The 26,196-nt window shown below is 48.1% G+C and carries 22 protein-coding genes; 2 read left to right on the top strand and 20 right to left on the bottom strand.

The genetic code is table 11. The annotated features are described in order from the left end of the window. Positions 1 to 77 precede the first annotated feature (77 nt). Entirely contained in the window at positions 78 to 818 is a 741-nt protein-coding gene (locus FCN51_RS01295; RefSeq protein WP_160256124.1) for a DUF5131 family protein, read from the bottom strand. Positions 819 to 1,154: 336 nt separating this feature from the next. Between FCN51_RS01295 and FCN51_RS01290 the strand changes: the two genes are divergently transcribed. After that, positions 1,155 to 1,469 (top strand): hypothetical protein, encoded by a 315-nt coding sequence (locus FCN51_RS01290; protein ID WP_160256123.1) that lies wholly within the window; start codon positions 1,155 to 1,157, stop codon positions 1,467 to 1,469. A gap of 219 nt (positions 1,470 to 1,688) precedes the next feature. On the opposite strand, the gene FCN51_RS01285 is transcribed toward FCN51_RS01290, so the two are convergent. The 7 genes from FCN51_RS01285 to FCN51_RS01255 form a co-directional block, all read right to left on the bottom strand. Beyond that, positions 1,689 to 3,131: a tetratricopeptide repeat protein gene (locus FCN51_RS01285; RefSeq protein WP_160256122.1), complete on the bottom strand. Its 1,443-nt coding sequence runs from the start codon at positions 3,129 to 3,131 to the stop codon at positions 1,689 to 1,691. Between the two features lie 127 nt (positions 3,132 to 3,258). Beyond that, positions 3,259 to 4,476 (bottom strand): RNA-guided endonuclease InsQ/TnpB family protein, encoded by a 1,218-nt coding sequence (locus tag FCN51_RS01280; protein ID WP_160256121.1) that lies wholly within the window; start codon positions 4,474 to 4,476, stop codon positions 3,259 to 3,261. Positions 4,477 to 4,526: 50 nt separating this feature from the next. Further along, entirely contained in the window at positions 4,527 to 4,949 is a 423-nt protein-coding gene (locus FCN51_RS01275) for a hypothetical protein (protein ID WP_310254818.1), read from the bottom strand. A gap of 236 nt (positions 4,950 to 5,185) precedes the next feature. After that, on the bottom strand, positions 5,186 to 6,109 hold the full coding sequence (gene thyX, locus FCN51_RS01270) for an FAD-dependent thymidylate synthase (RefSeq protein WP_374727182.1): 924 nt from the start codon (positions 6,107 to 6,109) through the stop codon (positions 5,186 to 5,188). 534 nt (positions 6,110 to 6,643) lie between these two features. After that, positions 6,644 to 7,366 carry a prepilin peptidase gene (locus FCN51_RS01265; RefSeq protein ID WP_160256119.1) on the bottom strand — a complete coding sequence of 241 codons (723 nt, stop codon included), beginning with the start codon at positions 7,364 to 7,366 and terminating at the stop codon, positions 6,644 to 6,646. A gap of 93 nt (positions 7,367 to 7,459) precedes the next feature. Continuing rightward, on the bottom strand, positions 7,460 to 10,516 hold the full coding sequence (locus FCN51_RS01260; protein ID WP_160256118.1) for a TraM recognition domain-containing protein: 3,057 nt from the start codon (positions 10,514 to 10,516) through the stop codon (positions 7,460 to 7,462). Then, on the bottom strand, positions 10,516 to 12,240 hold the full coding sequence (locus tag FCN51_RS01255; protein WP_160256117.1) for an ICP22 family protein: 1,725 nt from the start codon (positions 12,238 to 12,240) through the stop codon (positions 10,516 to 10,518). Before FCN51_RS01255 ends, FCN51_RS01260 begins: the two co-directional genes overlap by 1 nt. Positions 12,241 to 12,450: 210 nt before the next feature. Here FCN51_RS01255 and FCN51_RS01250 point away from each other — a divergent pair, with 210 nt between their 5' ends. Further along, a complete protein-coding gene (locus tag FCN51_RS01250) occupies positions 12,451 to 13,059 on the top strand; it encodes a hypothetical protein (protein WP_124297736.1) in 609 nt (202 codons plus the stop codon). A gap of 363 nt (positions 13,060 to 13,422) precedes the next feature. Here the strand turns inward: FCN51_RS01250 and FCN51_RS01245 are convergent, their stop codons facing one another. From FCN51_RS01245 to FCN51_RS01190, 12 genes are all read right to left on the bottom strand, one after another. Further along, positions 13,423 to 13,920 carry a hypothetical protein gene (locus FCN51_RS01245; protein WP_099542245.1) on the bottom strand — a complete coding sequence of 166 codons (498 nt, stop codon included), beginning with the start codon at positions 13,918 to 13,920 and terminating at the stop codon, positions 13,423 to 13,425. A 293-nt stretch (positions 13,921 to 14,213) separates the two neighbouring features. Beyond that, positions 14,214 to 14,633: a DUF4031 domain-containing protein gene (locus FCN51_RS01240; RefSeq protein ID WP_160256116.1), complete on the bottom strand. Its 420-nt coding sequence runs from the start codon at positions 14,631 to 14,633 to the stop codon at positions 14,214 to 14,216. A 20-nt stretch (positions 14,634 to 14,653) separates the two neighbouring features. Then, on the bottom strand, positions 14,654 to 15,040 hold the full coding sequence (locus tag FCN51_RS01235; RefSeq protein WP_160256115.1) for a hypothetical protein: 387 nt from the start codon (positions 15,038 to 15,040) through the stop codon (positions 14,654 to 14,656). Between the two features lie 415 nt (positions 15,041 to 15,455). Continuing rightward, positions 15,456 to 17,006 (bottom strand): hypothetical protein, encoded by a 1,551-nt coding sequence (locus FCN51_RS01230; RefSeq protein WP_160256114.1) that lies wholly within the window; start codon positions 17,004 to 17,006, stop codon positions 15,456 to 15,458. A 369-nt stretch (positions 17,007 to 17,375) separates the two neighbouring features. Then, positions 17,376 to 18,062: a hypothetical protein gene (locus FCN51_RS01225; RefSeq protein WP_160256113.1), complete on the bottom strand. Its 687-nt coding sequence runs from the start codon at positions 18,060 to 18,062 to the stop codon at positions 17,376 to 17,378. A 225-nt stretch (positions 18,063 to 18,287) separates the two neighbouring features. After that, a complete protein-coding gene (locus tag FCN51_RS01220) occupies positions 18,288 to 19,286 on the bottom strand; it encodes an inorganic phosphate transporter (protein WP_236661125.1) in 999 nt (332 codons plus the stop codon). A gap of 20 nt (positions 19,287 to 19,306) precedes the next feature. Beyond that, a complete protein-coding gene (locus FCN51_RS01215) occupies positions 19,307 to 19,981 on the bottom strand; it encodes a DUF47 domain-containing protein (protein ID WP_160256111.1) in 675 nt (224 codons plus the stop codon). A gap of 180 nt (positions 19,982 to 20,161) precedes the next feature. Next, the gene (locus FCN51_RS01210; protein WP_160256110.1) at positions 20,162 to 20,476 is read right to left on the bottom strand and encodes a hypothetical protein; all 315 of its coding nucleotides are present in this window, start codon (positions 20,474 to 20,476) and stop codon (positions 20,162 to 20,164) included. Between the two features lie 186 nt (positions 20,477 to 20,662). Next, on the bottom strand, positions 20,663 to 21,079 hold the full coding sequence (locus tag FCN51_RS01205; protein ID WP_160256109.1) for a hypothetical protein: 417 nt from the start codon (positions 21,077 to 21,079) through the stop codon (positions 20,663 to 20,665). Positions 21,080 to 21,386: 307 nt separating this feature from the next. Beyond that, complete coding sequence (locus tag FCN51_RS01200; protein WP_160256108.1) at positions 21,387 to 22,037, bottom strand: hypothetical protein; 651 nt, start codon at positions 22,035 to 22,037, stop codon at positions 21,387 to 21,389. A gap of 239 nt (positions 22,038 to 22,276) precedes the next feature. Continuing rightward, positions 22,277 to 23,023 (bottom strand): hypothetical protein, encoded by a 747-nt coding sequence (locus FCN51_RS01195; protein WP_160256107.1) that lies wholly within the window; start codon positions 23,021 to 23,023, stop codon positions 22,277 to 22,279. A gap of 173 nt (positions 23,024 to 23,196) precedes the next feature. Next, positions 23,197 to 26,163 (bottom strand): DNA gyrase/topoisomerase IV subunit A, encoded by a 2,967-nt coding sequence (locus FCN51_RS01190; protein ID WP_160256106.1) that lies wholly within the window; start codon positions 26,161 to 26,163, stop codon positions 23,197 to 23,199. Positions 26,164 to 26,196 lie beyond the last annotated feature (33 nt).

The following is a 26,196-nucleotide window of genomic DNA, read 5'->3' as shown; positions in this document are numbered from 1 at the left end:
ATCACTTTGCCAGATTTCGTTATGTGGTGATATTTTAAAGGGAATTAGAATACAAGTAAACAAAATGAAGGCGTAATTTAAGGCCTTTCGTCATATATCAAACCATCAAGTTCTCTTCCAAGGCCTTTTAAGGCCCGTTGGTTGCGTCCTGACCATTGTTTGAAGAAGAAATGGATGTTGTTTGTTTTGCATTGATTGCGGATATGCCTGACCCATTGTGGATTTATCGGTCTGAAAGATGATCCGCTTTCGCCACCGACGATGATCCAATTGATTTTTTCGGGCTTACTGAGGGTGACTGGGCCGATTAGGGGCTCCATAGAGAGGAACCGTTTTTCCGCGGGGATATCGGATAAAACTGGGACGCGGCGGTCATATTCCGTCTGATTTTCTACCGTTGTCCCAAGCCATACATTTTTGTAGCCTTCGCTCCAGTCATGAGGGAGGAATTTCGTTATATTCTGCGGGCGTTTGGTTAGAAGTAGCCAGTCTAGGTGTTCAGTCTGGCGGATCAGGCTCCACAGATCTTCGCGCCAGGATCGGTCAATGCTTGGATGATTGTCGAAAACATCGGCCAGACTTGCACAAAAAACTTTATTCCTGACGCCCAAATGCTGCGCGATTGCATTCCACTTTTTAGGATATCCCCAATTTTTAGTACGTGTACGTGCAGCTTTAGATCCCCATCTGCTTTGTTTCGAAAACCGGTTATCATACAGTTCCGCATAGCAATTGTCGCAGGCAGAGCTAATTTTGGTACATCCAATCCAAGGATTAAATGTGTGATCTGTCCATTGAATAGAACTGTTTTCAGCCATCACTTATCCTTGTGGGAAGCAGCAAATTGTCTCTTAAAAATCTGATATAAGACGAATGCAGTCATAGCGATCACAATAAATGTTGTGTCGGAAATAATGTTGAATGTGTGAGTGTCATATAGTGACTTGCGAAACAGTTTTATGAGATAGCGTCCCACAAGCCATTCGCTTATTAAAATGACGATGGAAAAATAAATAAAGCAAGATGCAGATAATGAAGGCTTGTTTTGCCGCATTGATTTGACCTTAATCGGTTAGAAATTCTAAGATGATGATATATTAAAGGACTAATGTGATATTGTCACTGTCTTCCGCTCTTTCATCGAAGGACCTGAAATGGAAAAAATAGTCAAACCGGCTGAATGCCCATGTTGCCAAGGGCCTTCAAAAAAAGATTTGGTTTTGAGGGAAAATAATAAGGCCGCAGTGGAATGCACATTCTGTTCTCACGCTGGGCCTAGTGTGAATTTATCAGGCTATGACCTGAAAACAGAAGACGGTCAGAATGACTTGTTGGTAGCCGCAGTCGGTAAGTGGAATGAAGACTCAGCGGCATGGGCATATGGCTCTAAACGCATCATGCGGTTGCCGGAAATACCGAGCCCCTTTGAACCGCCTATTCTTCGTAAGGCGCTAAATGCAGCAGCTTAATGGCCCATTAGGCACTCGGCTCCTTGAGAGTCTAATAGAATTCACTCTCTTCAATTATGGCAGTATTCGAGATGGAAAGGGGCATATTCTATTAGATGCCCCTTTTAAGTTGCTTAATCAAAACTACAAACGCCATTTTGAAAATTGAAAATGGTATGATTTGGCCCCTTACTGGATGCGCCGTAAAGCCCCGTCCTTCAGGGCGGGGAGAATGTCAACCTAAGATGAGATGAGGTTGCTTATCCGCTTCAAATCTCGGCATGCTCTGTTAATTGGATAAGACCAGTCGAAGGGCTGTTTCTGCTGATAAATCGTCATGCTTTTGTACCATGGCGTATCAATTCGATCTTTCATCCATCGCCAGCATTGGTCATATCTGGAAAGCATTATGACCAATTTCCCCAAACCAGCGGCCAGGTGAGCTGTAGATGTGTCTACAGCCACAACCACATCGAGGTTGGCGATCAATCCTGCAGTATCCGCAAAATCGTTAATCTGTGTTGTGCGGTCTATAATCCTCATGCCAGATGGAGGGTATCCTGCCTGATCGGCTTTATCCCCAATCTGCAGACTGTAGAAAAGGGCGTTGGGAAGTGCCTGGGCCAAGGGGGCAAACGTCCCGAGATCTGTCGACCTCCGGCGATTGGCCAGCTCCGCGGTCCTAACTTCTGAATGGGCAGCTCCAGCCCATACAAGGCCAATCAAAAGAGGTCTCTTTTTGCTCTTTTTTTGCAACAAGAGCGGATCCTTCAGGTCTTCCTCTACCCGTTTCCTCCAAACTTCCTTGATATCTTCGGGTACGCTGAGATAACCGCCAGCGAGGGGGATGGTATCTATCGTTGTACCCAAAGCGAATGGAAGGCTCATTACTGATGACTGGAGGTCATGGGGTGGTGATGCTGAACCCTCTTTTTCTTCAGTGAACACTTGATCTGGGAAGGAATGGCGAAGCAGTCTTAACAGGGGCGCACGTACAGTCGTGCAAACGGCGCCACTATGGGGGGAAGATGTGATCTGAGGCAGGAAGCGGCAAAACTGCAGCATGTCCCCATATCCTCCTTCAGTTGTCACGAGGAGCGTTTTCCCCTCAAAAGGTTCACCCTTCCACTGAGGACGATCCATACCCTTGCGCTTAAGATAGGTTGTCCAACGCCATTCATATTCCCTGAATCCTTCCTCAAAATGCCCGGACTTGAGAAGTGAGAGAGCATAGTTGGTCCTGGTCTGCTCATTTTCAGGATCAAGTTTGACGGCCATTTTATGGAGATTGAGTGCAAGCTCCTCTTTCCCGAGGACATCAACGGCCATAGCCATATTGCTGATGCCAATGGCATGGAAACCGTCAATATCTAGGCACTGCTTATAGGCCGCAACTGCCTCAGGAAAGCGCTGCAACTGGGTTAAAACGTTCCCTAGGTTGCACCAAGCATCAGCAAGTTGAGGATCAAGTCCGAGAGCCTTTTGAACGGCTTTATATGCGTCATCAAACCTGTTGGCCTTATTCAGTGCCGCGGCATAATTATTCAGAAGGATCGCCTGATCTTTGGCGGACCCGGCCGATATGGCTAATTCACTCTCGAAGATCTTGATTGCCTCAAGGTTTTGCCCTCTCACATAATGGTTCAAAGCTTGCTTGTGGTTTTCACTCAGATCTGTCGGCATTTTATGGACTGACTCACACAGGGAAGTTTGAGGTTTGGCTTATCTCAAAAAGTGGAAGGGACGGCTTCAGTCTTTCGGGGGAGATTGACATTCTCCCCGCCCTGAAGGACGGGGATTCTATTGTTTCTCACTGACATGATGCCAGCAAAGATCCAACTGAGATTCCTGCTTCTCTGGCGTGCTGACGCATCGCCTCCACAGGCAGCAAGCCGTTGTCCACGGCCCGTTTGACAATCACCACCGAGGCGTTGTCGTCGGCATTTTCAGCATGCCCACACCGGACACAGGAGAACCGGGCCTGACTGGCACGGTTCTCCGCCGATATGTGCCCGCACATCCGGCATTCCCGGCTTGTGTTCGGTGCTGGAACGTCCAAACACTGCCCGCCACACGCGGCAGTCTTGTACCCGGAAAACAACCGGAGCAATCCCCAACCCTGATCGAGGATACTCCGGTTCAGTCCGGCCTTCTGCCGGACATTCCGGCCCGGTTCTGCAACCGTACCGGAAGCAGACCGCACCATGTTGCGGATCTTCAGATCTTCAAAAACCAGCGTGCCGTGGTTCTTGGCAAGCCAGTGAGAGACCTTATGCAGAAAATCCGCCCTGATCCGGCGCACCTTCCGGTGCAACCGGGCCACACGCAGAACAGCCTTTCGGCGGTTCTGCGAACCCTTCTTGCGTCTGGCAACGATATGTTGCATCCGCGCCAGACGTTTCATCGCCTTCCTATAGGCGTCAGGGCCTTTGACCCGTCCCTGACCGGAAACGGCGATGGTCGCGGCAACACCCCGATCAATACCAACTGCTGGCAAAGTCTTCCTTGCTGGCTCTGGCACGTCATGTTCATACTGGATGGCCGCAAACCACTGGCCGGCGTCACAGCGCACCGTGACATTACGGATCTGTCCTGGAATTTCCCGCCATCCACGAAACCGCACCCACCCGATCTTCGGAAGTTTCAGGTGGCCCCCCTTGCCGGTCAAGCGCTCATACAGAGCACTCTTACCATCCGGGAACCGGAAGGAAGCTCCCCGCGATTTCTTCCGAAATTTCGGGAACCCTGCACGGCGGGAAAAGAAATTCCGAAAGGCCTTTTCAAGGTCATTCAAGACCTGTTGCAGAACTTGGGACGGACAAGCCTTGAGCCAGTCCACGTCAGACCGCAACTGTGTCAGCTCCTTCGACTGACTGAACCTGTTCAGACCATGCCGCTGGCCCCATGTCTGGCGCTGTTCTAGAGCCAGATTCCACAAAAAGCGTGTCGCACCACCGATCTGGCACAGAAAGTCTTCCTGCGCCAGATCAGGATACAAACGGACAACATGCGCTCTCTGGATTTTCATTATTGTCTATTGTAGAAAATCAAAGGACAAGCGGTCAACACCCCAGCGCCTTATATCCCCGCCCTGAAGGACGGGGCTTTACGGCGCATCCGGTAAGGGATGCTTAGCCGCCACTTGTTTTCTGGAAGAGCTTCCATTTCTCCCCCTTCAGCAATTGCGGAAATGCCATCTGTAGCAGAGGAGGGGTGTTCTACTGGATTGCTAGTTTTTTTGTTGTTGTGGCGTATGAGGGAAAGGATTGATGAGGCAGTGCCCGGTTTTATATCGAAGGGAGGATGTTGACCGTCCTGAGCCAAACGAAGGGCTTTCTGAATGTGCTCCTTATCCTCTGCATCGCAATTATTCTGCATCAGGATAGAAGCGACCACATTATCTCCGAAAATAAAGTTGTTTGTTGCGCGCGGGGTGCCAGCCAGTGCTGCATCTGTCTTTTTTTGCTGCCCCTGCGCATCGAGGATGTGCTCTTCTCCCATGCCAAAACCTGTCGGTTCAATGACATTTGCAGGGATATCAGCCAGTAAATTTTTAGAAGCAGACGGAGGGGGTTGTGTGCTGCAACCACTGAGAATTGGAGCGATTAAGGAGAAGGAGACCAGTAGAGGCAAAGCGCGGGACTTTGGAAGCATAATGAGAAGTTCTCACAAGGAATGTAGAGAGGTCTCCACACCCTAAAAATAGAGTGTGGAGAAAGGGGGATAGAGGTTAAGTATCAGCCTATTAAAAGGTCTTTGAACTCTCTGGCTTCTCGGCCTTTGACACCCTGGATTTGTAGATATTGAGTTAATTCTTGCTCGGAAAGACCGGCTTTTTGAGCGAAGGCTAAAATCTTCCGAAGAACGGCGATCTGGCTTTTTGAAAAGGTTTTGGCTTGGAGGGAATATTCTTCCCAAGCTTCAAATACGTCAGGAACCCAAAGCTTAAGTATCTTGGAGATGATCTGGGCATAGACACGAATTTCATATTGGGCGTGACTATCTATCCTAAGTGAGAGGAAGTGCAAAAGGTTGTGTAGATCCACCTTCCAGTACCATTGGGTGTAGGTATTGAGGGTGAGGTTGATCCTGCCGAGTTCACGGGCAACGTCAAATCCTTTTTGATCCTCAGGAGCCAGAAGTTTTTCATAGTCAGCGTAATTCCTCTCCGCATCTTCTCGGAGGATTTTGATGACCTCCAAAGCCTTGTCCAGGGGCAACACATCCCCTCGACCTTGCTTATTGTCAGTGCTTTGACATGCGACTTTGTCGGCCGTGGGCAGGTAGAATTCATTGTCGAGTAATGAATATCGGGCGGAATACTCATTCACGCTTGCTGTGCGATGTCTTATCCATTGTCGGGCAATAAATATTGGTAATTTGACATGTAATTTAATTTCACACATTTCGAATGGTGAAGAATGTCGATTTCTGTAAAGGTAATGCAAAAGACTGGTATCTTCTGTGACTGATTTTGTCCCTTTGCCATAAGAAACACGGGCGGCCTGAATGATGGCCTCCTGATCGCCCATATAATCAATCAACCGCACAAACCCATGGTCAAGGGCAGGCCAGGCAAGACCAAGAATGTCATCAAGTTCCTGCACATGGGGGCGATCGAGAGTTTTAAAATCGTCATTGTCAATTGGCACGAGCCCCATGCTTTTCATGACTTCAAGGCCATTTGCACAATTTACAGGCACTTTTACCGGAACGCTGACATCCTTGTTAGATCTGTGCAAGTCAACTGTGGCGCCATTTACGACCATTTCACCTGTCCCCAACATCGATCCCCATGACTGTTCCTGGCCTTGAATACAGTCATTTTGACCATGGGGAGATGCAATTAGTCCCCCGTTAGGTATCTGTGTCTTTTCATTGTTAGATTTTGAGTTTGTCGAGGGGGAGTTGGGAGAGTTTTCTTCGCTATTTGTGCTATTTGTATTTGAAGTCATATTAAAGCCTGCTTTTCTCAACATGATCATGGATAGAGGCACTAGGCCTTATGAAGATTAGTTCGATCCTCATAAAAGGCCTTTTGCATCATTTGCTCCGTTCTAAATGGCTTAGTTTTCTGAATGACCGCGCCAGTTAGGATTATCGCATTTTCACCCATTAATCGGAAATTACTGATGATCCGCTAAAGGTTAAGGCTTAATCTTTAGCCATCGATGCAATGATGATCTAGTCCATATTTAAAGGATATTTCCGAAAACACCTAAAGACGAATGAGTTGTGCAGTTTGAAAAGACAAGACTTATCGTCATAGCCATGGCCATTGCTGGCCCCATGGGGCATTGTACTGGAGGTAATTCTAGTGTTTCCCCAGAAGGGGCGGGGGGAATGTCAGATCTCTTGGCATAGAGACACATTAAGAGATGAATACCGCCGGTAAAAATGAAGAAGTCTAGCAAATGGTTGAGACCTAACCACGCCCCGCAGGAGGCGGCCATGGTCATATCCCCTCCAGACATAAAGTTTGAACGGCATAGAACGGACGTAACTGTTATAACGAATGTCATTGCCAACCATGCTACAGCAGCTCCAAAAACTGCGCAGTTTACATCCCCAGATAAGGTTGAGTTCATCAATCCCAACAGGAGCATTGGTACAGTGACATATCCAGGCAACCATCTATCTTGAAAGTCGATCAGGCCAAGGGACAAGGCAAAGGTTAGCCCGATAGCCTCAAATGAACATTGATAGATATTCTGACCGTTAATAACCTGAGCAAGGTAAATCGTGCTCACAATGAACATGATTCCTGTGATCAGTTTTATGGAGATAAATCTATGGGGATATGATCGGAGGTTCCCTATCACAGGAAGCCATATAAGAGCCTTGTCAATAAGATAAGGTGCGAGGGTCAAAAGGGCCAAAGCTAAGGATGAGGCACAAATAATTTGCCAGTTGATCATAGCCTGCTTCCTTAAAAATCTTGTTTTGGCAGATTGAGTGGGGTTGCCCGATATCGAGCCTGGTCCTTCCTAAAAGGGCGCCTCAGTAGAATTCTATTCTTCCTCATCATCATCCCCACCGAATAGATCTGCGTGAATGCCGGCCGCGTCCCTAATGATTATGTTGCCGTTGGCGTCACGATCATCTTTGCCCGATGTAGGTTGTTCACTTTGAACGGTCTTTCTTTGAATGGGCTGTTGTGGTGGAGCTGAGGTCTCGACTGGGGTTTCTGAGGTGTCAATCGGAGTATGCAACTGCTCTGATGTGGAATGTTCTGCAACTTGAGTGGATTGCTCTTTTTCGGATTGTTCTGCTTGAGTGTCCGAAAGGGGGGCGCCTTCAGTTGTGTTAGTGGGTGGTAATCCATCGGTCTGTTGATCATCACTGTCTGGATTATGTGCGTCCTCTACAGGATTTTCATTTTCAGTCGATGCAATATGATCGTTTCCTTCTTCACCTTCTTCATCAGGATTTACGCCTTCAGTAGAGAAAATATTATCTAGGAATGACGCGCCACCATCCTCACTAGACTTCGCAGTGCTTTCTTCCTCTTGTACCTCATTGCCAGAGACAGTTTCGGACCCGGAGAGAGCTTCTTCCGTCTGTTCAATTTCAGAGGTTCCTTCAGCGGCCTCAGTTTCGCTATCTCTAGCGGTATTCACTTCATCATCATGATGTTCTTCAACTCTGTTCGCTGCGGCCAAGCCATCCAAGATAATCGGGTTAGCCGATAGTTTGCTACCATCATCGAATGGGATCTCTTTATCATCGACGGTCGCTTTGTGAGGTGTTGTGTTGTCCTCAGCATCGTCATCCGCCACGTCACCCCAATTGCCAAGGGCCGCCTTGCGCCTGAATTCCTCGCCTGCAGAAGACAGGCCTATGCCATCGAGCGGGTTCCTTTTCCCTGCACGTGCTGGAGGCATATCGTTGTAACCGCGAGATTCCATACGGTCAGGCAACCCAGCAAAGGAGCGGCCATTGGCCGTGCTTCCCCAGCCAGCGTTATTGCTCTCGTAATCATCGCTTTCTGCTGGCGTTAACCCTAAAGCCTCTTCCTTGCGCATGCGGATATAAGCGATTGCAGAACAGGCCACTTCAATGAGGGGTTTATTCGTGCCGCCTTCGGGATTGATGGCGCAGGCTAGATCAAGGATTTCATCGCGAGTAAACTCCTGGCCTTCATCTTCTCCAGAGTCATGCAATGAGTCCGCTTCTCTGTAGTTGTTTAAACGATTTTCTGCTGCTTTCACAGCGTTCTTCATTTTTTCGATCTGACCATCATCTACAAGCATCGCCAGAATTTGTGGATGTCTGATATCGATCTGCAGATCAGCGGGGCTAGGCCTTGGCACAGGAATAAAATAATTTGCGGAAAGCTTAATTTTCTTAAGATCTACGGTTCTCTCTGGGGCCGCATAAAATGCCTGCATGCGGATAAGTTTGCCTAAGTGGGTAAGATGACCTTCACCGGCACCCTGAGAAACAAGGTCAATCATGTCAACACGGCTAATCTCTTCATATGATGATGAATCGCCCATGTAGAACTGGTCATTAGAAGGGTCTCTGCGGTCAAATGACTGCGCGCGAGCGCGGGTAATCTTTCCCCCGCGCTTAATAGCCAAATCTGCTGTGGAGTTCGCATCCTCGATTTTCATAAAAAACTTTGTCGAGGTGTTACCGATAACCGAGTTTGCGATTTTCTGATCTATTCGCCCCATGGAGTCCACGTCCTGTGAGGCATAGATTAGACAGAAACCGCAACCGCGGGCCTGAGCTGCAATCAAATCCATACCAGGGACAAGATAGTAACCCACTTCGTCAAACACCACGACGACTGGGGAATTCGATGTTGTAACGCGGTTCTCAACGACCTGATCCCACGTTCCCTCAACCATAGAGCCAAGCGTCGCGGCCATCATCCCTTTCAGCGTTGCGACGACAATTTTCCCCAGTGCGATAATTTCGTCCATTGCCTTACCAAGCGCAGGCAACATGACAATAAGAACACGCCGGTTAAGAATGACATCATACATGTCGACTTCACCGAACTGCGTTTCAAAGATGTATCCGTAGACTTTGACCAGTGTTCCCAGAACCTTCTGGAACTGCATCAGAAGGTAGGTATGTTGATCCCTTGGCGTCTTGTCTTGCTCTGAGGCCTTTTTCTCCATGTTGACGCCAATGGAGTTCAGATAAGTCTGTACACCTTTCCTAGTTTTAGGAGGCATGTCGGGATAATTTTCCGGCTTTGCCAGTTCCATCAGTTTTTCAAGGGTCATAAAGTCTGAAATGACCCCAGCATCGAGTTCGATGATCCCTCTATCTCGCAACCAGCAAAGGGCATCCATCTCCCCGGTCAACATATCAATTGCGCGGGATTTCCACGTTGCGCTATCACCTCCGGCTTCATCCATCAGACTGGCGACCATCTGTGTGAGGTCAGCAGAACTCCCCGATGCAAAAGGATTGGTCGTATTGGATGATTTCTTGCGGTACCCGGTCATCCCCGGCAGGGCAGCGTTCATGAAATTCATGATAAGCAAGTTGTCTTCGAGACCGAGTTTCCTCAGCATTACGAAGACTTTGGCGAACAAGGATACGTCGCCCTTGCCGTCAACGTAAATAAAGCCGGATCCCCAAGATAGGGCATTCGCCCCATACCCGATTAACGTTTCAGTTTTACCGGCACCCGTTGTTCCAATTACGGTAAAATGCTGACGAGCGTCAGAGTTCGAAAGCCAGACCTCTTCACCTGTTGCCATGTCATTGCCCAGATAGAATATTCCGGCTGCAGGCCTGGCTTTCCCTCCGATTGCCTCATTAGGATCGATTTCTTTTGACTGTACAGGCTTCTTAAGGGGAAGAGCGGAGGGCTTTCCGCTCGAAATTGAGTAGATCGCAAGAGAAAATAGTATGCAGGGGATGCCAACCTGAGGAACGACAAACAGCATCACCAATGATGCCATCTGAAGCATCAAAAGATTGCTGATATCCTTAAACCAGTCACGCCGCTTCTGCGTTTTGGTTCTGATGTCAATCGTTGTTAGATCAGGGAAGACCTCCTGACCTTCAACCGCACCTCTGATTTGTTTTGTTTTGACTGCCATCAGAGGCCGCCCTCTGAGGATAGGTCGCTTGCAGATTCATCTTCATCCGCGAGAAGCCCCCAATAGTCGGCCCACATGGCGAAAGACTCAACGATCGGGGAGAGATCTACGGCGCGCTGCCCGTTTGCAAAGGACACAACGCATTTTTCCAGGCACCCCGCAACTGACATAAGGAATGTATGCGTGGATGAGGCTTTGAGATGCGTGACTGAGTATCCAAATAACGAGGTATCATCATCCCCTGGAGGGATAGATTTCAGAGCAAAAGAAAATCCTCCTTTACCCTTGTATTTAAGGACGAGTGGGGTAGCCCATTGAGCTGCAGCGACCAGAATGGCCGGCAACATGTTCAGTGGGTCCACAAGGTCATTGAGTTCAAAATACGCATCACTGTAGTAGCAGGGGCTCTCTCCTATGATAGAGGATATTGTTGCCGATAATGCCGTTAGGAGAGGATCATTGGGCGAGAGCTTTGGTAATTCCGTTGCTATTCTGCCAACTTGTGGGACGCCCTGTATTACGATGGCGTCTTTAGACGGTCTTGGAAATTCCGTCTGATTGGTGTTGATCTCTGGAGTGTTGGGAGGGGGCTCAATTAACTCATTCAGTCCACCATTTAGATCCACGACTTCATCTGACAATTCATGGGAATTGTCAGGCAATGTGGGTTCACTTCTTTGCTCCGGTGCTTCTGATGGTATATCTGCCTTGTTTTCTTCGGTGGAGATATCCGGCGGGGAGCCAATGTCACCGATTTTTGGGAGGGCTTCGTCCTCATCATCTTCATAGTCAGGAATGCTATGGTTGACCCAACTTTCAGGATCATCTGATTGAGGTTCTCCATCCTCAATGAATTCTTCCTGGCCATGTTGTTCATCGTCTCCGGCTTGATGGGGCGGAGCAGGGCCTTCTAATGCTGGCTTTTGAGTTTCTTCTTCAACCAGATCTGAAAGACCGCCAGAGTGATCAAAGCCATGATGGAGAGGATCGTTCTCTGGAACAATATCCGGCGCTCCTCCGATGTGGTCTGGGATCTCCGCATCAGAGACTGCCTCATTTCCATCGCCCGAATATGCGTCTCTATGTTGGAGACTGATGTTGTCATCTGGTTCAACTGGGCCATTATCAGATCTTGAGTTGAGGCTTGTTCCTTCAATGACTCGGCCTCCTGTTTCTTCCCCGGATTCATTTCCAGAGATTTGTTCGTTTTCTGGCCTAGACTGTTGTGGTGGCGCTTGAAGTGATTGTCTCTCGGCATTCTTTTGCTCACTCTGTGCAAGAACTTGATGCTCCAAAGGCGTTGTTGAGGGGAATGTCTCTAAAGTGTCCTGATTTAATGAGCCTGAAGGGCGCACAGTAAGGAATGATGACAGCTTTCCTGTCAGAATGTCCTCTTGTTCATAAGAGAACACGTTTTGAGATACTGCTACCTCGGAAGAAACAGGGGTTAGAGTTAACCTCAAAAAAAGATAAGGAGCGGAGGCAGCAGGCCCATACTGATCATGCAAGACTTGCATCATCTCAGCGTCAGAAGGGATATTGTCGCCGATATCTCTCTGAAACCAAATAGAAACATATTTTGTATCTTGAGGATCTGGAATTTCTACCAAAAGGTAAGACGTGCCAGAAGGAAGGCTTTTTTCCTTGAATAAAGCATCATGAGGAAAAGCGTCACGCAATCTTTTCAAGACAAAGTCTAGTTGTTCTGAATGTGACGTTTCCATCAAATCATACCTGTAACGCTCTTGAAACTTCCAGGTTGAATAAGTAAAACCTCATGGATAAACATGATGAGAACTTGTTCTTGCCTAGCGTTCGTGAATGATATGAAACAGTGTAGCGAACGAGATTTGCTGTACGCAGGAAAAACTGAACATCACGCCATAAATGGCAGAAATGCATAACTAATTTAGACTGAAGCAAGGAAAATGGGTGTGGCAGAAAATTACGTTGAAGCTGCTCTAAAGAATTATGAGGCGCCCAATCCTTCTCGCGACACTTATCGTCCAACTGTACGCTTTATGCCAAGGGTAAGGACTAATGCTTCCCTTGAAGGCAATGATATCGATAATCCTTTAGTCATATGGCTTGCAGGCCTAGATAAAATGTCAGGATTAACCGTTATTAAAAAACATGACTATGATGTTATCTATGTAACTCCGGCAATTTCGAAACGTTTTACGATTGGTGATGACGGTGAAACTGTAGAGTTCGGAGTGCAAGATCAGGACTTGCCTGCGTTTCTGGCTCCCGGTTGGGAATACGCTGGGTTTGTTAGAATGTCCAAAAATATGCCATGGCTGGCATTCTCCTCAGATGGTGTTCTCAAAGAGAATGGCGAGAGAGCATCCAAAGGTTTAAGGCTTTGGGTTCCCATTCAACCGGAACTAGCGCGTATTTGGGATAAAAAACGCACAGAAGGTGCACCAAACCAAATGCGGATTATCACAATATCCACAGTCAACCGAAAAATATTTACCGGGGAAGAACAAGAGGTCTTGCCACTAACAATGGTTGGGCCATGGAAGTGTTTGGTTGAATAAAAATAATGTTAAATGATATACTGAACGAATATTAACCAAAATGGATTTCGAAAAATGCCTACTACCTCCAGAAAGAAAATTTCTATTGACTGGCAGAGAGATGGGATTGATAGGGGTTGGTTTTATTCGCCAAGGGTTGGATCAGTTCGCAGCCCTGTCAGTTATCGAGCTGGAGGATGGTACTTCCTGCCTATGTGGCTGCCCGATCTGAAAGAGAATGATATTGGGCCTTTCAAAACGCGGGATTTGGCCTTCGCTGAAGCTGAGCGTCTCGCCGCAGTCCACATGCCAAGTGCCCCGTCATTGAGGGTGGGGTGAGTGAATGTGACCACATTTCCGTTGCCGTAGTGCACAGATCTTCCGTTAGGGGGAGCATTCGCAACGGATATTGTGTGCCTGCTGAATAATTGGGGCCAAAAGACCCTCAATGGTAATGCGGGCTTCTCTAACATCGTTGTCATCGTATTCTGAAAGAGGCCGGTCTATCGGCTCATCACCATCGTCAGCCCAATATCCGACAAGATTTTTCAATTCTTCTTCAGAGTATAGAGTGTCAGTCGAGAGGCTTAATGCGTCCGTGTCAAACACTTGGGCCACATCTTGAATGACCTCATTTTCTGGTCGAGCTCCCCTAATGTCCCATGCTAGACCACTTGTTTCGTCAAGCGCATAAACATGGAAAATTGAAGGGAGTGTATTATCTGGATCTTCGGGATCCACCCAATACGGCTCATCATAACATTCTACAACAAGCAATGGCCATCCATACTTCCTATGCAAAGCCACAGCAAGCACATGACATTCACCATACAGGAATTGAGATTCCTCGTCTTTTGTGGGCGAAGCTAGAAGGTCAGACATGACAGGTCTTTCTGCGCATTTATCGTAGGTCTCACATGATTTAGCATTTGATGATGCATGAGAGAAAAGGGGAGTGCTGACACATCTTACTGGCCAGGATAAGGAATTAAGCCTGCCCAATAGAGCATTGTGGCTGTTCATTTTTACCGGATGAGTCGTAAAGCCCCGTCCTTTAGGGCGGGGAGAATGTCAACGGGAAAGGTCGATGCACCGTTTATAGTGTGTTCTCAGCGGGAACACATACGCAAAACTCACCTTATAGTGGGCTAAGATTTTAACCCTATTAGCACTGCTCAGAAGAAAGAGCGTTGTGCTGGCATGTGAAGATCCTCATTTTCTTTGGCTGTTGATTTTGAATGAGCGCGGATGAGTTCGATTTGCCTTAGTTTTTCGTATAATTTTTTAATTCTATGCTTAATGTCACCTGTCTGCGAGAGTTCTGAGTGCTCTAGTATGGCAATTCTTTGCTTGGTCAGGAATTCAACTGGACCATATTTGTCAGTCAAAATGGCACCATTTCGAATAGCCAACTCTTTCTTTGAAAGGGATATATCAAAATGAACCCAAGATGCCTTGGGCGGCATTTGTAACCATCGCCTGTTGATTCCTATGCGTGCGGCCGCCAAGAGTAGTTCATCTTGGCTATCTGCCCACATATGGCACATGATCATTCTGCCAAAACGATGCCGAACATCATCAACGAAAACAGACATAATTTATGGATTTCCTGATCTCATTGTTCCGTTTTTTGACGGGACTGCATTCTGAAAGGGTTGGGTTTTTCTATCTTCATTTTTTTGCGTTTCATGCACAGGCCAATAGCCAGTATCATATCCAGATCGCGCTTAAAGTGTGCCTGGCGTAGAAGGGCACTAAGTTCGGCTTGATCCAGCCTATCAATCCCACCATTTACGTTTCTGCTGCCGTTCTGCTCCAGTTCTGCGATGGCAGATTTTCGTCCTGAATTTTCTGCCTGTTCTAGAGCATTGGCTATTATTGAAGTTTTACCCGCATCGGATAATGTGCCGTCAAGTAACCGCATGATCGATAAAGCTTGCAACTTGATCGACAAGGCATCCAACTGATGAAAAATTGTGTCGTCTTTAATCGTATCAGGCATTGTCCTGTACCTTCTTAATTTCGGAATGGTTCCCCCAGTAAGACTGGCCATCGATAGTGACGCATACAGTTTTGAGTGACAGAGTTTTCCGATCAAAAGATGAAATCAGACCAGTTTTCCCTACTGTGTTTGCAGGGAAACCTTCTCTTGCTCCTCCATAAGAAATTATCTGAGGGGTACAAGGAGGAGAAATCATCACCTTTTCGCCTTTTGAAAAGCCTTGGAAGGTGTTCTCTTTGTCACATTCTAGCGCACTAACCGCTGAATTTAGACACGCTCTTATGTCCTTTCCCCAGAAGTCCCGACCATCTGGTGCTACAGCTCCGTAACCGGATATAGTGGGAGATAGATTCAGTGCATGTCTGTCTAGTGCATCAAGAAGGTATGAATCAGGGTATTTGTTCATCTTATTTGGCTATCTGGCATATTGGGTTGATGGAGTATCCATCTTTCCCATTACGACCGGGATTTTCATGACCATTCCGGGCGTTTTGTGACGTCCGAGGCCAACCACTGACCACGGATGGGTTACATCCGTGGGCCGGGGGAGTGGACGGCGGTAGCCAACACGTGCGTCACGCCTATTCAGGCGGGACAGCGCGATCTGCGCCGTTTTGATTTCCCCGTGGCACTCAACCCAGCTTCCGACCCGCCCGAAATCGGGCAGAAGACCCTGTTCAGTCGCACGATCCTTCCATAGGTCATGCGGCTGGATCAGAGCCGGATCGTAGTCCGGGAGAATGCCTGACTCTCTGTCGCTGGCGCGGGCGAGGCCCCGCCGTGCGATTTCTGCGGCTGCGGCACATGGATCGGGAAGGTCGAAGACCATATTCCCGATTGTGCTGCTGTAAGCCGCCGGGACGGTTGAGACGCTCACCCCGGCCAGTCCGGCCCTGCGGGTCAGACTGGCGAGGATGATCGTCCTGCCCCAGAAATTGATGGTCCGGTTTACGGCATGGTTTTTCGTGCGTGAGCGGAGTTTCCCCAGACCATGCTCCAGCGTGATCAGCCCTGCGTTCCATGCCCGTGCGAGACGCACGGCATGTCCCGCGGCGCGGGACAGAACCTCGCGGGTGGCGTCGTCTGACGCGCTGGCCGGAATATCCAGCGTGATGCAGTGACCGGCGAGAACGCGGCAGTCCGACAGGTCGTTCGGGTTTCCCCGGTTCTCCAGCACGGTCAGACCGATGAAGTTCGGGTTGAGGTCGATGCCGACGCATCGTCCCGGTGCGGCTGGCACCGGGGCCAGCCACTGGGGATGAACCGGCCGGTCAGCGGCCGGGGTCTTCGGTCGAGGCGCGACGTATCCGGGTCCGCGGCCTCTTCCGCGCGCCCGGCGGCCCGATGCTACCAGTTCGCGATCTCTTGCCAGTGTCAGCGTTTCGCCTGGCGCCAGCCGGCGCAGGTCCATCTCATTGAACGTGAGATGGAGGTGAGAATTATCGATGCGGAACTGGATCGAGACTTCCTTGTCTGGCGCGACGATCGTCAGCGCGCGGATCAGTTTCCCCCATGTCCCATGCATTTCCGGCAGGGTCAGCGTGACCGGGACTTTATGCACAGTGAGTGTGCATACCCGGCCATTCTCCGAAAGACGGAAATGCCGGTTTCCGTTAAAGTTTCTCACGCCGATGGACGTCATGGGGCGGAGCCTCATGGTTTTCCATTCGGTATTGCTGATCAGCCCCTTCTGCCTGCGCAGAAGGTTCTTCTTTCCGCCGAAGACGATGGATTTATTCGGCAATGCGGCGGCTTCAAGGACGGCGCAATGCGCCAGCCAGTGGTCAATGCCGTTACTTCTGTGTCGATCATACAGCGCACTGGTCAGGACTTTCAGCGGTGTGCTGGGATCACGGCGTAGGGCCTGACAGGCGCTGCGCACAATCGCACCGTATCCCTGACGCCACCGCGTCAGGACGGAACGTCCTTCCGTCGAAGCTTTGTAAGGAATACTCACCGTCTGCATCAGGAGAACATACCGCGAACAGGAATATTCTTCAACCCATTATGCAGGCATTATGCAGGAAAGCCAGTATTTTCACCTATTGGCTTTAACCAATGTGACCTGCTTTCCATGGGGAATGGAGGTATTCCAACATGCTGTGGATCAGGCCATGTATTTGATGAAGGTTCGCCCAATTCAATAGTCCTTGTTAATTCTATTCTGATGCACCACGATGATCTAAAATATCCTTACCAGGATCATTTAGCACAAACAATTAAGAATCAATATATTGCATTATATAATCACGAGAAAATGGAATAGCCAACTGGTCATAAAGGCCTTTCTAAAAACGTATTTTGCCTAATCCCTAACTCCACATTGCACTGGTTGCTAGGTAGGGAAATTATTTTGGGTATTCCGAGAAACCAGATTATCAAGAGAGCGAATACAGATATCGGACAATAATAGGCCTATGCCTCCTGTTGTCTGGCTCTTGGAAAGAATTCTTTTTCTGTTTTCCACCCAAAAATCTTTAACTGCTTTTTCGCATCCGCTTTGGTACATCGCAGATATTTCTCTTATTTTATCCTTTGGAAGGCCATTTAAATTAGGAGGGGGTGGAATGTTGATACCCGCTGCCCTTCCTTTCAAAAAAAGGGTGCGCCCGTATTGGTCATTGGTACCAGCATAACCACTGGATATTGAATCCAGATCCAGTTCCGTCAGCGGGTCTCGCCATTTTCCGAGGCGCACAATCGGCTTCATGGCTGTCTGAAAACTACCGCAACCCCGACAAAAGCATCCTCCATTAAGATATGGTTTTGCATTTTTGGCCTTTCTTTCACGCAATCTGCCCCAGTAGTGCCCTCCAGCCTCAATGCATTTTCTGTATTTTTGCCAACTTCCAAAAGCGGCGCCCTCTGCTTCCTCCAATGTTTTGCCTTCTCCGCGTATGAACCCGGCGGACCCATCATTTGGGAAGGCTTCAAAGAAAGCGGTCTCATATGATTTTTTTGTAGCACTTAGAACGATGCCCGATCTTCCCCATTGAACTGTGGCGCTCTCTGGCCAGTCCATTAGTGGTCTCCATGGATCATTGGCTAAGTGTGGCCTTATTTGGGGGGGCATTGAGCTTCCTTCCATTCCTCTACTTGTGTTGATTCATTCTCAGAAGTCGCCATTTGCGGGCAAAGGTAATATGAGGAGGATGGGCATGCTGCCTGTACGGCAGTTGTCCAGATTGTGCCGATTTATGTGTCCCATCTACTTTTTAAGCTGCCTGTACGGCAGTGAGGTGAGGATTTAGTGAAAAAGGGTCGAGAGGGCCGATGTGAGGGTCATGATCGCTCCTGACATCAGAGCAGCCGCTGGTAAGGTGATAATCCATGATGCCGCCATGCGTGTGATTGTGCCCCATCGCACTCGGCCTACGCTTTGAATAGCGCCAACTCCAGCCAATGCTCCAGTCTGAACATGTGTTGATGACACCGGTATACCTAAAAGGGTGGCAAGAGATAGCACAAGGCCGGCTGCCCCTTGGGCCGATGCGCCTTGCCATGGGCGAATTCTAGTGATCCCCTGGCTGACGGCTCTAAACATTTTGCCTGATTGAGGTGCCATCGTACCAATTGTGATTGCACTTTGACATGAAAGGATGACCCAAAGTGGGGTTTGACCAGAAGGGAGGTAATGTGCAGATGCGAGTGTGAGCGTGATGATACCCATTGTTTTCTGGGCGTCATTTCCTCCATGGGCCAAAGCCAACAATCCACACGATAGGATTTGCAGTGGCCTGAAAAGGTTGTTGAGGCGGGGTGAGGCGGCATTCTTTAGGAGTTTTGCGCAGACTGCTGTGAGAATGATGCCTCCGATAAACCCCAGCAGTGGAGCTACAACGATAGCTGTCATTACAGGGGTAAGGCCTGACATAATGACGTTAGATGGGCCGGCACTGAACGTTACAGCTCCGACCAATGCGCCAATCAATGCGTGGGAACTGCTAGTCGGCACTCCTGTTTTTTGTGCAAGGAGATTCCAGATCGCTGCAGCCAGGAGAGTTACGGCTATAGTGAGAGGTGTGACCGCCTGAGGGTTCACTAAGCCATGTCCTAATGTATTTGAGACGTGCAAACCAAAGATTAGGCAGGCAGAGAATGTGCATAGCGCAGCGAATATCGTGGCGATGCGAGGCGAAAGTGTCCCTGTAGAAATGACGGGGCCGGTGATCAGGGCAGAGTCATGCCGACCATTTGTATAATCAAAGAAAAGAGCGATCAGGACGATAAGAAATATGCTCAGCATAACGACATACCTCTTTTGCCTCAGACGTAATCTGAAAGGATCCGTGCACATTCATGTGCGAAGTCCTCACATTTATCTGCAATCGCCTCCAGTTTCTCTGTAATACGCATGTCGAGCATCACAGAGATAGCATTTTGGCTTGTGCCTGATATCTTGGCTGGATCGAAATGGGCCTCAAAGGTATCACGATATGCCCTATCTGCCTCTTTTTCATGATAATGAATTTGTGAAATTGTTTTCCTAATTTCTGAACGGTTCTTCTCCATAGAACTCATGAGCGTGGCTAATTGCGCCATGAGTTTGGTTTCATCTTTGATGGCCAAAGCAGCTATGAGGTTATATTCTGTTGCTGGCTGTTGGCTTTTTGTGAGCTCGTAAGAGGTCTTTCTGATTACATCGGCGATATCATCAGAAATCTCGAATGCCCTAAGCAGCATGCTTCTGTCTATTGGAAGGAAAAAGGCATTATAGATTATATCGACACCCTCACGTTGGATGTCATCGGCCTTCTTTTCCAGAAACACAATTTTATCATGGAGTATCTCACGATCAGATGGGTCCGAGGTGAGTAGGTGATGAAGGATCTCACCAGCTTCAGCAACGATATTAGTATGTTCAATTAACTTAATAAGGCTTGGAGAAGCACTCTGACGAAGAGGGGTAAATATTTTTGATATGATATCTCGAAAGGTCATATTCTGGCCTTAGGTTATTGGATGAAAGAAGCTGATCAAATTAAAGCTACGCACCTCCGTTTAAAAACCATCTTATGGTTTTCTATCGCCTTTTGGGCGAAACGTGAAGTGCACAATCATTCATGATTCTTAATAGATAGGCTGTAAAGACCCGTCACTGAGGGGGGGCAAAGAGTAAGGTTAAAAATCATCAATTAAATCATTATCAATCTGGCTGTAGAGCATGTAAACCATATCTTCGTCATTTTTAGATAGAAGGTTTCCACCTTCCGGCGATGATGATGCTCGATCCGATATAGGCTTATTTGCAATGGAATATGAATGGGCGGGTGATTTTGCTGTTAAATAGTTTTGGCTGGGGTTCTTATCCCCAACAGCAAAATGAAGGGCAGGTGGTATCACAAATAATCCCAGCGCCAAGCCTCCACCAAAAGATAGAACTGATAAGGCTATCTCGATAATGGATAAGTCTGGCTTTTTGTCTTTGTCAGCCATTTTCATGTCTTCCAGATAAATTATAAGGCTAAATTTGTATCAATCTGGAGGAGAAATAGGCCTTAAATTGCTTTTTCGCAAGATATGGTCTTGTGAAATTAAAGGCGAAATCGCGGAGAAAGAAAAGTGACCCACCTTTATGCACGACATTGAGGGTGGGTGGTGGGTACAGAACAAAGAGGCCAATTAATTTATTGGTTCACGTTCGAGTTCATAAGCTCGACAAATTAGTGCTGCAGCAGACATTCCATAAGTTGCGCATCTAATCATTGTGGAAGGAAGGAAGTGAGCTTTCCGAGGGAGCCGCGTAAAATCAGCATTGTGACGGTTGTCAGCAATCTTGGCACAAATTCCTAGTATTTGGCTTTCTCTGGAAACATCGCTGTCAGGGGCAAGAAGCGGCATTATTTGGGGCTTGTAAGCTTCCCAAGAAGATTCAGGAGTTGACTTATCTACTTCGCGAGAAAGGTTCACTTCGTTCTTGTTTTTTGTGAGCAGTTCAATAGCTCTCACAACACGATCAGGAACCCCCATTTTAATCAGGTGTTTGGCATTTAATGGTAAAAACTCTTTCTTCCCGTCATGTGTTGAGCCAGTGCGCATAATGATTGTGACATCCTCTAAGGAGTCATGGAGTACGCCCACAGCATATTGATCTACAATCTGCGTTGGCGATGATTCAGTAAGGAAAATTGATTTTCGGATAGTACATGAATTTTCAGCTACATATTGCAAATGATCAATATAAGGCTTTCCTCCGCGATCTTTCTGACCCTGGTGAAGACTTACAGCTATTAGTAAGGCCTTTTTTTTTTGACCATGGCATTCGGCCTAGAAAATCTGTTAGGCCTTCTAAATCATCCTGTCTAACAAATGCGTCCATTTCAAAATACCCTACTTCAATGAATGGTTATCGTGAGACCGCGTCTGAACATTCTTCGGCGATTAAAAGATCAACAACGGGTTGTCTGTCTGGCTTGCACAGAAATATAGCCTTTGCAGCACCCTCTCTTATGAAGCCAAGCATTCTGTTAACATTTATCGGGTTTTTAACCAATTCCATCTTGGGCAATGTATCTATGGTTTGGGCCAGCGTTATTGCTGGGACAATATTATCCTTCTGATCAGAAACCCGTTTTATAGCTTTCTCTTCCTCCTCCCTGATATATGTGCTCCTGATATCGGGATCGATTGAAGAGGGGTAAAAGTCCAGTCGGAACACTTCTTCAATGAGATTGTAGATCAGAACAGCCTGCATCAATCCTGATTGAGTGGCATCTTTTACGGCTTCCATCAAAGCATTTTCGACCTCTGAGCTAAGATCGGAAAGCCTGATCGCTATTACTGCCAAACCAATGGAAATATCACGCAACTCAAAATCTTCACCGTCAATAGGGTCCCTGTAAGCCTCGATCTCCAAAACATGACGAGCGATATCGAGAGCATCCGATCGGGATAATATCATCGCGATAACAGTGCTTTCTGGCCTTTTCTTGTTGCTGATAATGTCTTCTGGGATCTGAAAAGCACTTTCTTTAAAGCTCTTCTGAATATTAGGCATTGTTCCGTTCTAACAAGTTTTGAGTCTGGATGGATGATGCAATCTCAAAACTGAATATGATTTTTTGCAATTACGGTTTGAGATCGAGTTAAAAGTTTAAGTCTGATTGCCTCAAGAGGGAATAGGAATTCTGCTTTAATCCATTCCCCAGCCATCAATCTATAGTGGTACGCTAAAAGGAAGTGCCAGGCCTTCTCCCGCCCTTTGAAGGTAAGGGAGAAGGCGTTTGGCTATAAGGTTTAGAGCTTCTGATGCATCGGTGTGAGTTCTGCCTGGGTCAGCGTGATACTGTAGGTTTTGCCATTTTCTGAAAATGATGTTGTCGCATTTTTGCTTTTGGGATCAAAAGGCAGGACAAACTGGCGATAGAACGCGGTTCTGGTTGGAAGATCGATATACTTTCCTGTTTTGACGAAAAATGGCGTCATGGTGGTGTTGAGTTGTTGGAGGCTTACCGCGAGCATTGGATGGTCGGCGCTGCCGAAGACGTAAGCACTTTCTGCGTTACCAGTGGTTTCCGTCATGGGCACAATGACTGTGGAGACGTCTTCGCGTAATGACCCGATATAGGGAGTGGAGTGGAAGAGATAGACCTGAGCAGGTTTTTGCGCAGTTAACCCTCCGATGGTTTCTGTCGTGGAGAACCGGATCGTATCGGGTTTCTCGTTTGGTTTGTTCTGCTCTTGGATGGAGATGGTGAAGGACGCGAGCGCTTCTGGGCCAGTGTACATTCCGTATTGTTCGGCAAATGCTGAAGCAGCACGGGCGGAGCGTTCTGAGGAATTTTCGGGATCTATGGAGAGGTAGCCGGACTGGTGTGTTTTTTCGTCGGTGCCAATAGGGATCATGAATGGATTTTCTGCGCGATTGTCCGGTTTGCTGGTCTGTTTGGTTTGTGCGATTGCCGGGTTTGTTGGCATGGCAATGGCTGGATATGCTGAGAGGCCGAGGAGAATAAAGCTTGTGTAAAACAGAATGTGTCGCATGGTTTTTGTCCTGTGTTGGCTGTTTGACGGGAATTGGCGCATTCGTCACTTCGTCCGATCTGTTCGGAGTCTGAAGGATAGGGAGAATTTCAACGTAACGAGTGCCAGATAACGCTTCCAAAGGCCTTCTCCCGTCCTTTCAAGGTAAGGGATAAGGCCTTTGGCTATAAGGTTTAGTCTTCTTCAGTCTGATGGTTCACATCTTCCTGCGATTCATCATCTTCATTTCCATGCTCTAAAGAGCTCTCATCGGCGACATCGCTGTCGATATCATCTTCATCCTGCTCTTCAAGATCATTATCGACAAATTCATCTTCTGTAGTTGGTTTGAGAACGCAGACAGATGCCACGCTATCTCCGGGTTTAATCTTCAAGAGTTTTACCCCTTTGGATGTGCGACTGGTTTTCGCCTTACCAATCCCGCCACAACCGGTGCGTACAGCCATCCCTTTATTCGTGACCAGAAGCAGTCCGTCACCATCATCAACAGAAAGCAGCCCAGCAAGACCACCTGTGGCGAGGGTGAATGTACCGATATTTACCCCTTTGCCCCCACGAGCAACAGTTCTCACCTCATAGCTTGAGAACCTCTTGCCTATGCCCTTCTCGGAGACAGTAATGAGCGTCTTTTCAGCCGCAGCCATTTGCTGCATCTGTTCAGGGGTCAATTTAATTGTGACATCAGGCTCCCCATCGCGCCCAGGGAAGAGTTTCTCCCCTCCGGCCAGATATGCCTTACACTCCATGCTTTCCGCATCATAATGCGGGACAATACATGCGCTCACACACCGCTCATTTGGGCCAAGCTTGATGCCGCGGGAGCCCACGGAGTTGCGGCTGGCAAAGATGCGAACATTCTTATCGTTGATCTGCAAACGCGCAGCTCGGCCTGAGCTTGAAGCAAGAATGAGGTCTTCCTTATCTGCCTCACAGGTGAGAACCGCAAGGATCTTCACCTCACCACCTTCTTCAAGTGGCTTCATGGCGATTTTGCCGCCCCGATTGATGTTCATAAAATCAGACATCCTGTTACGTCTGACATTGCCGTCTTCAGTAACAAACATCAGGAATTTTTGCTCAGCCTCTTCCGCTGTGGCCGGCATCTTGATAACGGCAGTTATCTTTTCGCCTTCCTTCAGCTCTACACCGTAGTTAATGATTGGTCTGCCCGGTGATTTATTCCCGTCCATCGGGAATTTTTCTGCCCTGACAGCATAGGCCATACCGAATGAAGTGAAGAATGTGATCATGTCGTGCGTCATGCAGGGCATGGCGTGAGCAACATAATCTTCATCGCGGGGCACTGGGCCAGCTTTCCGTCCTGTTCCGCCGCGGGCCTGCTCCTGAAATTCATTTACCTCAGTAATCTTTACATATGCCCTCTGAGTGACAGACAGAACAACTGGGATATTCGGCAAGAGCTGGTAATCCTCGACCTCATCTACGCCGCGCTCAATAGTTGTCAGTCGCGGGCATGCGCCATACCCAGCCATGAATTCTTCCATCTCAGCGATCATCAACTCATCCATAGCTGATTTATCTGCCAGAAGATGGAGGTTGCTCTGCATAGCTTCGCGCAGCTTGATCGCTTCTTCAGAGATTTCATTCAACTGAAGTTTGGTGAGATTGCTGAGGCGCATATCCAGAATGGATTGTGCTTGCTCGGCAGTAAGGTGAAATACCTTAGGCAGTTCATCATCTGGCTCAACCTCTTTCAGGTATTTGGCCAGTTCACTTTCCACAGGGAAATTCATCTCCTGAAGAGCCAATTTGGCGGACGGAGAATCTTCACTGTCCTGGATGATCTTGACGACATCCCTGATCTGAGTGCGTGCGGCAAAAAGACCGGTGAGTGTCCGAAGGCGCTTTCTTTCCTTCTCCAGCAGGCAGTTTGTCCGCCGCCAAAGGACTTCGCGTCTGAAGTCAATAAAAGCGTCAATGATCTGGCGTACGCCAAGGAGTTGGGGTTTCCCAGATGGCGTGCGTACCACCATATTGTAGTTAAAGTTTGTAGCGAAGGCAGTCCGTGAGGATAGATTTTTAATGATCAGGTCGGTATTTGCCCCTTTCTTCAGATCAAGGACAATCCGTATATCTTCCTTGGCGCTTTCATCCCGCACTTCAGCAATATCATTGAAGCCATAGGAGAGGTCGCCTTTGGCATTCTTCAATTCGTTGATATGGGCGACAAGCTTCGCTTTGTTCACCTCATATGGAAGGGAAGTAATGATGACTTGTTGGCGCCCAGCCTTTTTGCCGCTTTCAAAGCTCTTGATCTCATAGGTTCCGACCATATGAACAGAGCCCTTGCCTGTCTCAAAGGCCTTGGCGTAACCACCATTGTCAACTGAAATGGCGCCCGTAGGAAAATCAGGGCCGGGCATAATCTGTCGTAATTCTGAGCCGGTGACATCAGGATTACGGATGACTTCGATCGTGGCTTTGACCACTTCCTCAGGGTTGTGCGGAGGGATGCTGGAGGCAAATCCGACAGCAATGCCCTCCACACCATTGATAAGGAGAAGGGGAATTCTGGCCGGCAGGACGGAGGGCTCTATTTCAGAACCGTCATAGTTGGGGTTAAAATCTACTGTATCGAGTTCGACATCCTTCATCAATGCGAGGGAGGCCTGCTTGCGCAGTTGAGCTTCCGTGTAACGCATGGCGGCAGGAGAGTCCCCGTCACGCGAGCCGAAATTCCCCTGCCCAAGGATAAGAGGGAATCTCATAGTCCAACTACGAGCCATTCGGACTAGAGATTCATAAATAGAAACGTCGCCATGTGGGTGATATTTACCCATCACGTCACCGACGATACGGGCTGATTTTACCATGCCCTTAGAATGTGCTGAAGCGCCGTAAACGACCCGGCGATGCACGGGCTTTAAGCCATCGCGCACATCAGGCAGCGCGCGAGACATAATAACCGAAAGCGCGTAGTTCAGATATGACTCTGACATAGTTTCGGCCATCGGGATTTCCCGAACATCACCGATCGCTTTCCCCACCACTTCATCTGCAAGGCTATCTTCCCCGCTGTCTGTTTCAGAAGCAGTGTCCACAACATCTTCCAGAACCTCAATTTCGGTTCCGATTTCTGTGTTCTCGATACCATCGCCTGTGTTTTCTGTATCGCTCATTCTCTTGTGCCGTCCGATTGTCGTGTCAAATGG

Source organism: Acetobacter pasteurianus (assembly GCF_009914215.2).
Lineage (GTDB): Bacteria > Pseudomonadota > Alphaproteobacteria > Acetobacterales > Acetobacteraceae > Acetobacter > Acetobacter pasteurianus.
Note: the sequence above shows the minus strand (reverse complement) of the source record. Positions and strands in the feature narration are given on the sequence as shown.

Bases quoted from the DNA above. Each gene is read 5' to 3' on its own strand.
- FCN51_RS01295 (WP_160256124.1), bottom strand. From the start codon at position 818: ATGGCTGAAAACAGTTCTATTCAATGGACAGATCACACATTTAATCCT.
- FCN51_RS01290 (WP_160256123.1), top strand. From the start codon at position 1,155: ATGGAAAAAATAGTCAAACCGGCTGAATGCCCATGTTGCCAAGGGCCT.
- FCN51_RS01285 (WP_160256122.1), bottom strand. From the start codon at position 3,131: ATGCCGACAGATCTGAGTGAAAACCACAAGCAAGCTTTGAACCATTAT.
- FCN51_RS01280 (WP_160256121.1), bottom strand. From the start codon at position 4,476: ATGAAAATCCAGAGAGCGCATGTTGTCCGTTTGTATCCTGATCTGGCG.
- FCN51_RS01275 (WP_310254818.1), bottom strand. From the start codon at position 4,949: ATGGGAGAAGAGCACATCCTCGATGCGCAGGGGCAGCAAAAAAAGACA.
- thyX (WP_374727182.1), bottom strand. From the start codon at position 6,109: ATGGGGCTCGTGCCAATTGACAATGACGATTTTAAAACTCTCGATCGC.
- FCN51_RS01265 (WP_160256119.1), bottom strand. From the start codon at position 7,366: ATGATCAACTGGCAAATTATTTGTGCCTCATCCTTAGCTTTGGCCCTT.
- FCN51_RS01260 (WP_160256118.1), bottom strand. From the start codon at position 10,516: ATGGCAGTCAAAACAAAACAAATCAGAGGTGCGGTTGAAGGTCAGGAG.
- FCN51_RS01255 (WP_160256117.1), bottom strand. From the start codon at position 12,240: ATGGAAACGTCACATTCAGAACAACTAGACTTTGTCTTGAAAAGATTG.
- FCN51_RS01245 (WP_099542245.1), bottom strand. From the start codon at position 13,920: ATGTCTGACCTTCTAGCTTCGCCCACAAAAGACGAGGAATCTCAATTC.
- FCN51_RS01240 (WP_160256116.1), bottom strand. From the start codon at position 14,633: ATGTCTGTTTTCGTTGATGATGTTCGGCATCGTTTTGGCAGAATGATC.
- FCN51_RS01235 (WP_160256115.1), bottom strand. From the start codon at position 15,040: ATGCCTGATACGATTAAAGACGACACAATTTTTCATCAGTTGGATGCC.
- FCN51_RS01230 (WP_160256114.1), bottom strand. From the start codon at position 17,006: ATGCAGACGGTGAGTATTCCTTACAAAGCTTCGACGGAAGGACGTTCC.
- FCN51_RS01225 (WP_160256113.1), bottom strand. From the start codon at position 18,062: ATGGACTGGCCAGAGAGCGCCACAGTTCAATGGGGAAGATCGGGCATC.
- FCN51_RS01220 (WP_236661125.1), bottom strand. From the start codon at position 19,286: ATGCTGAGCATATTTCTTATCGTCCTGATCGCTCTTTTCTTTGATTAT.
- FCN51_RS01215 (WP_160256111.1), bottom strand. From the start codon at position 19,981: ATGACCTTTCGAGATATCATATCAAAAATATTTACCCCTCTTCGTCAG.
- FCN51_RS01210 (WP_160256110.1), bottom strand. From the start codon at position 20,476: ATGGCTGACAAAGACAAAAAGCCAGACTTATCCATTATCGAGATAGCC.
- FCN51_RS01205 (WP_160256109.1), bottom strand. From the start codon at position 21,079: ATGCGCACTGGCTCAACACATGACGGGAAGAAAGAGTTTTTACCATTA.
- FCN51_RS01200 (WP_160256108.1), bottom strand. From the start codon at position 22,037: ATGCCTAATATTCAGAAGAGCTTTAAAGAAAGTGCTTTTCAGATCCCA.
- FCN51_RS01195 (WP_160256107.1), bottom strand. From the start codon at position 23,023: ATGCGACACATTCTGTTTTACACAAGCTTTATTCTCCTCGGCCTCTCA.
- FCN51_RS01190 (WP_160256106.1), bottom strand. From the start codon at position 26,163: ATGAGCGATACAGAAAACACAGGCGATGGTATCGAGAACACAGAAATC.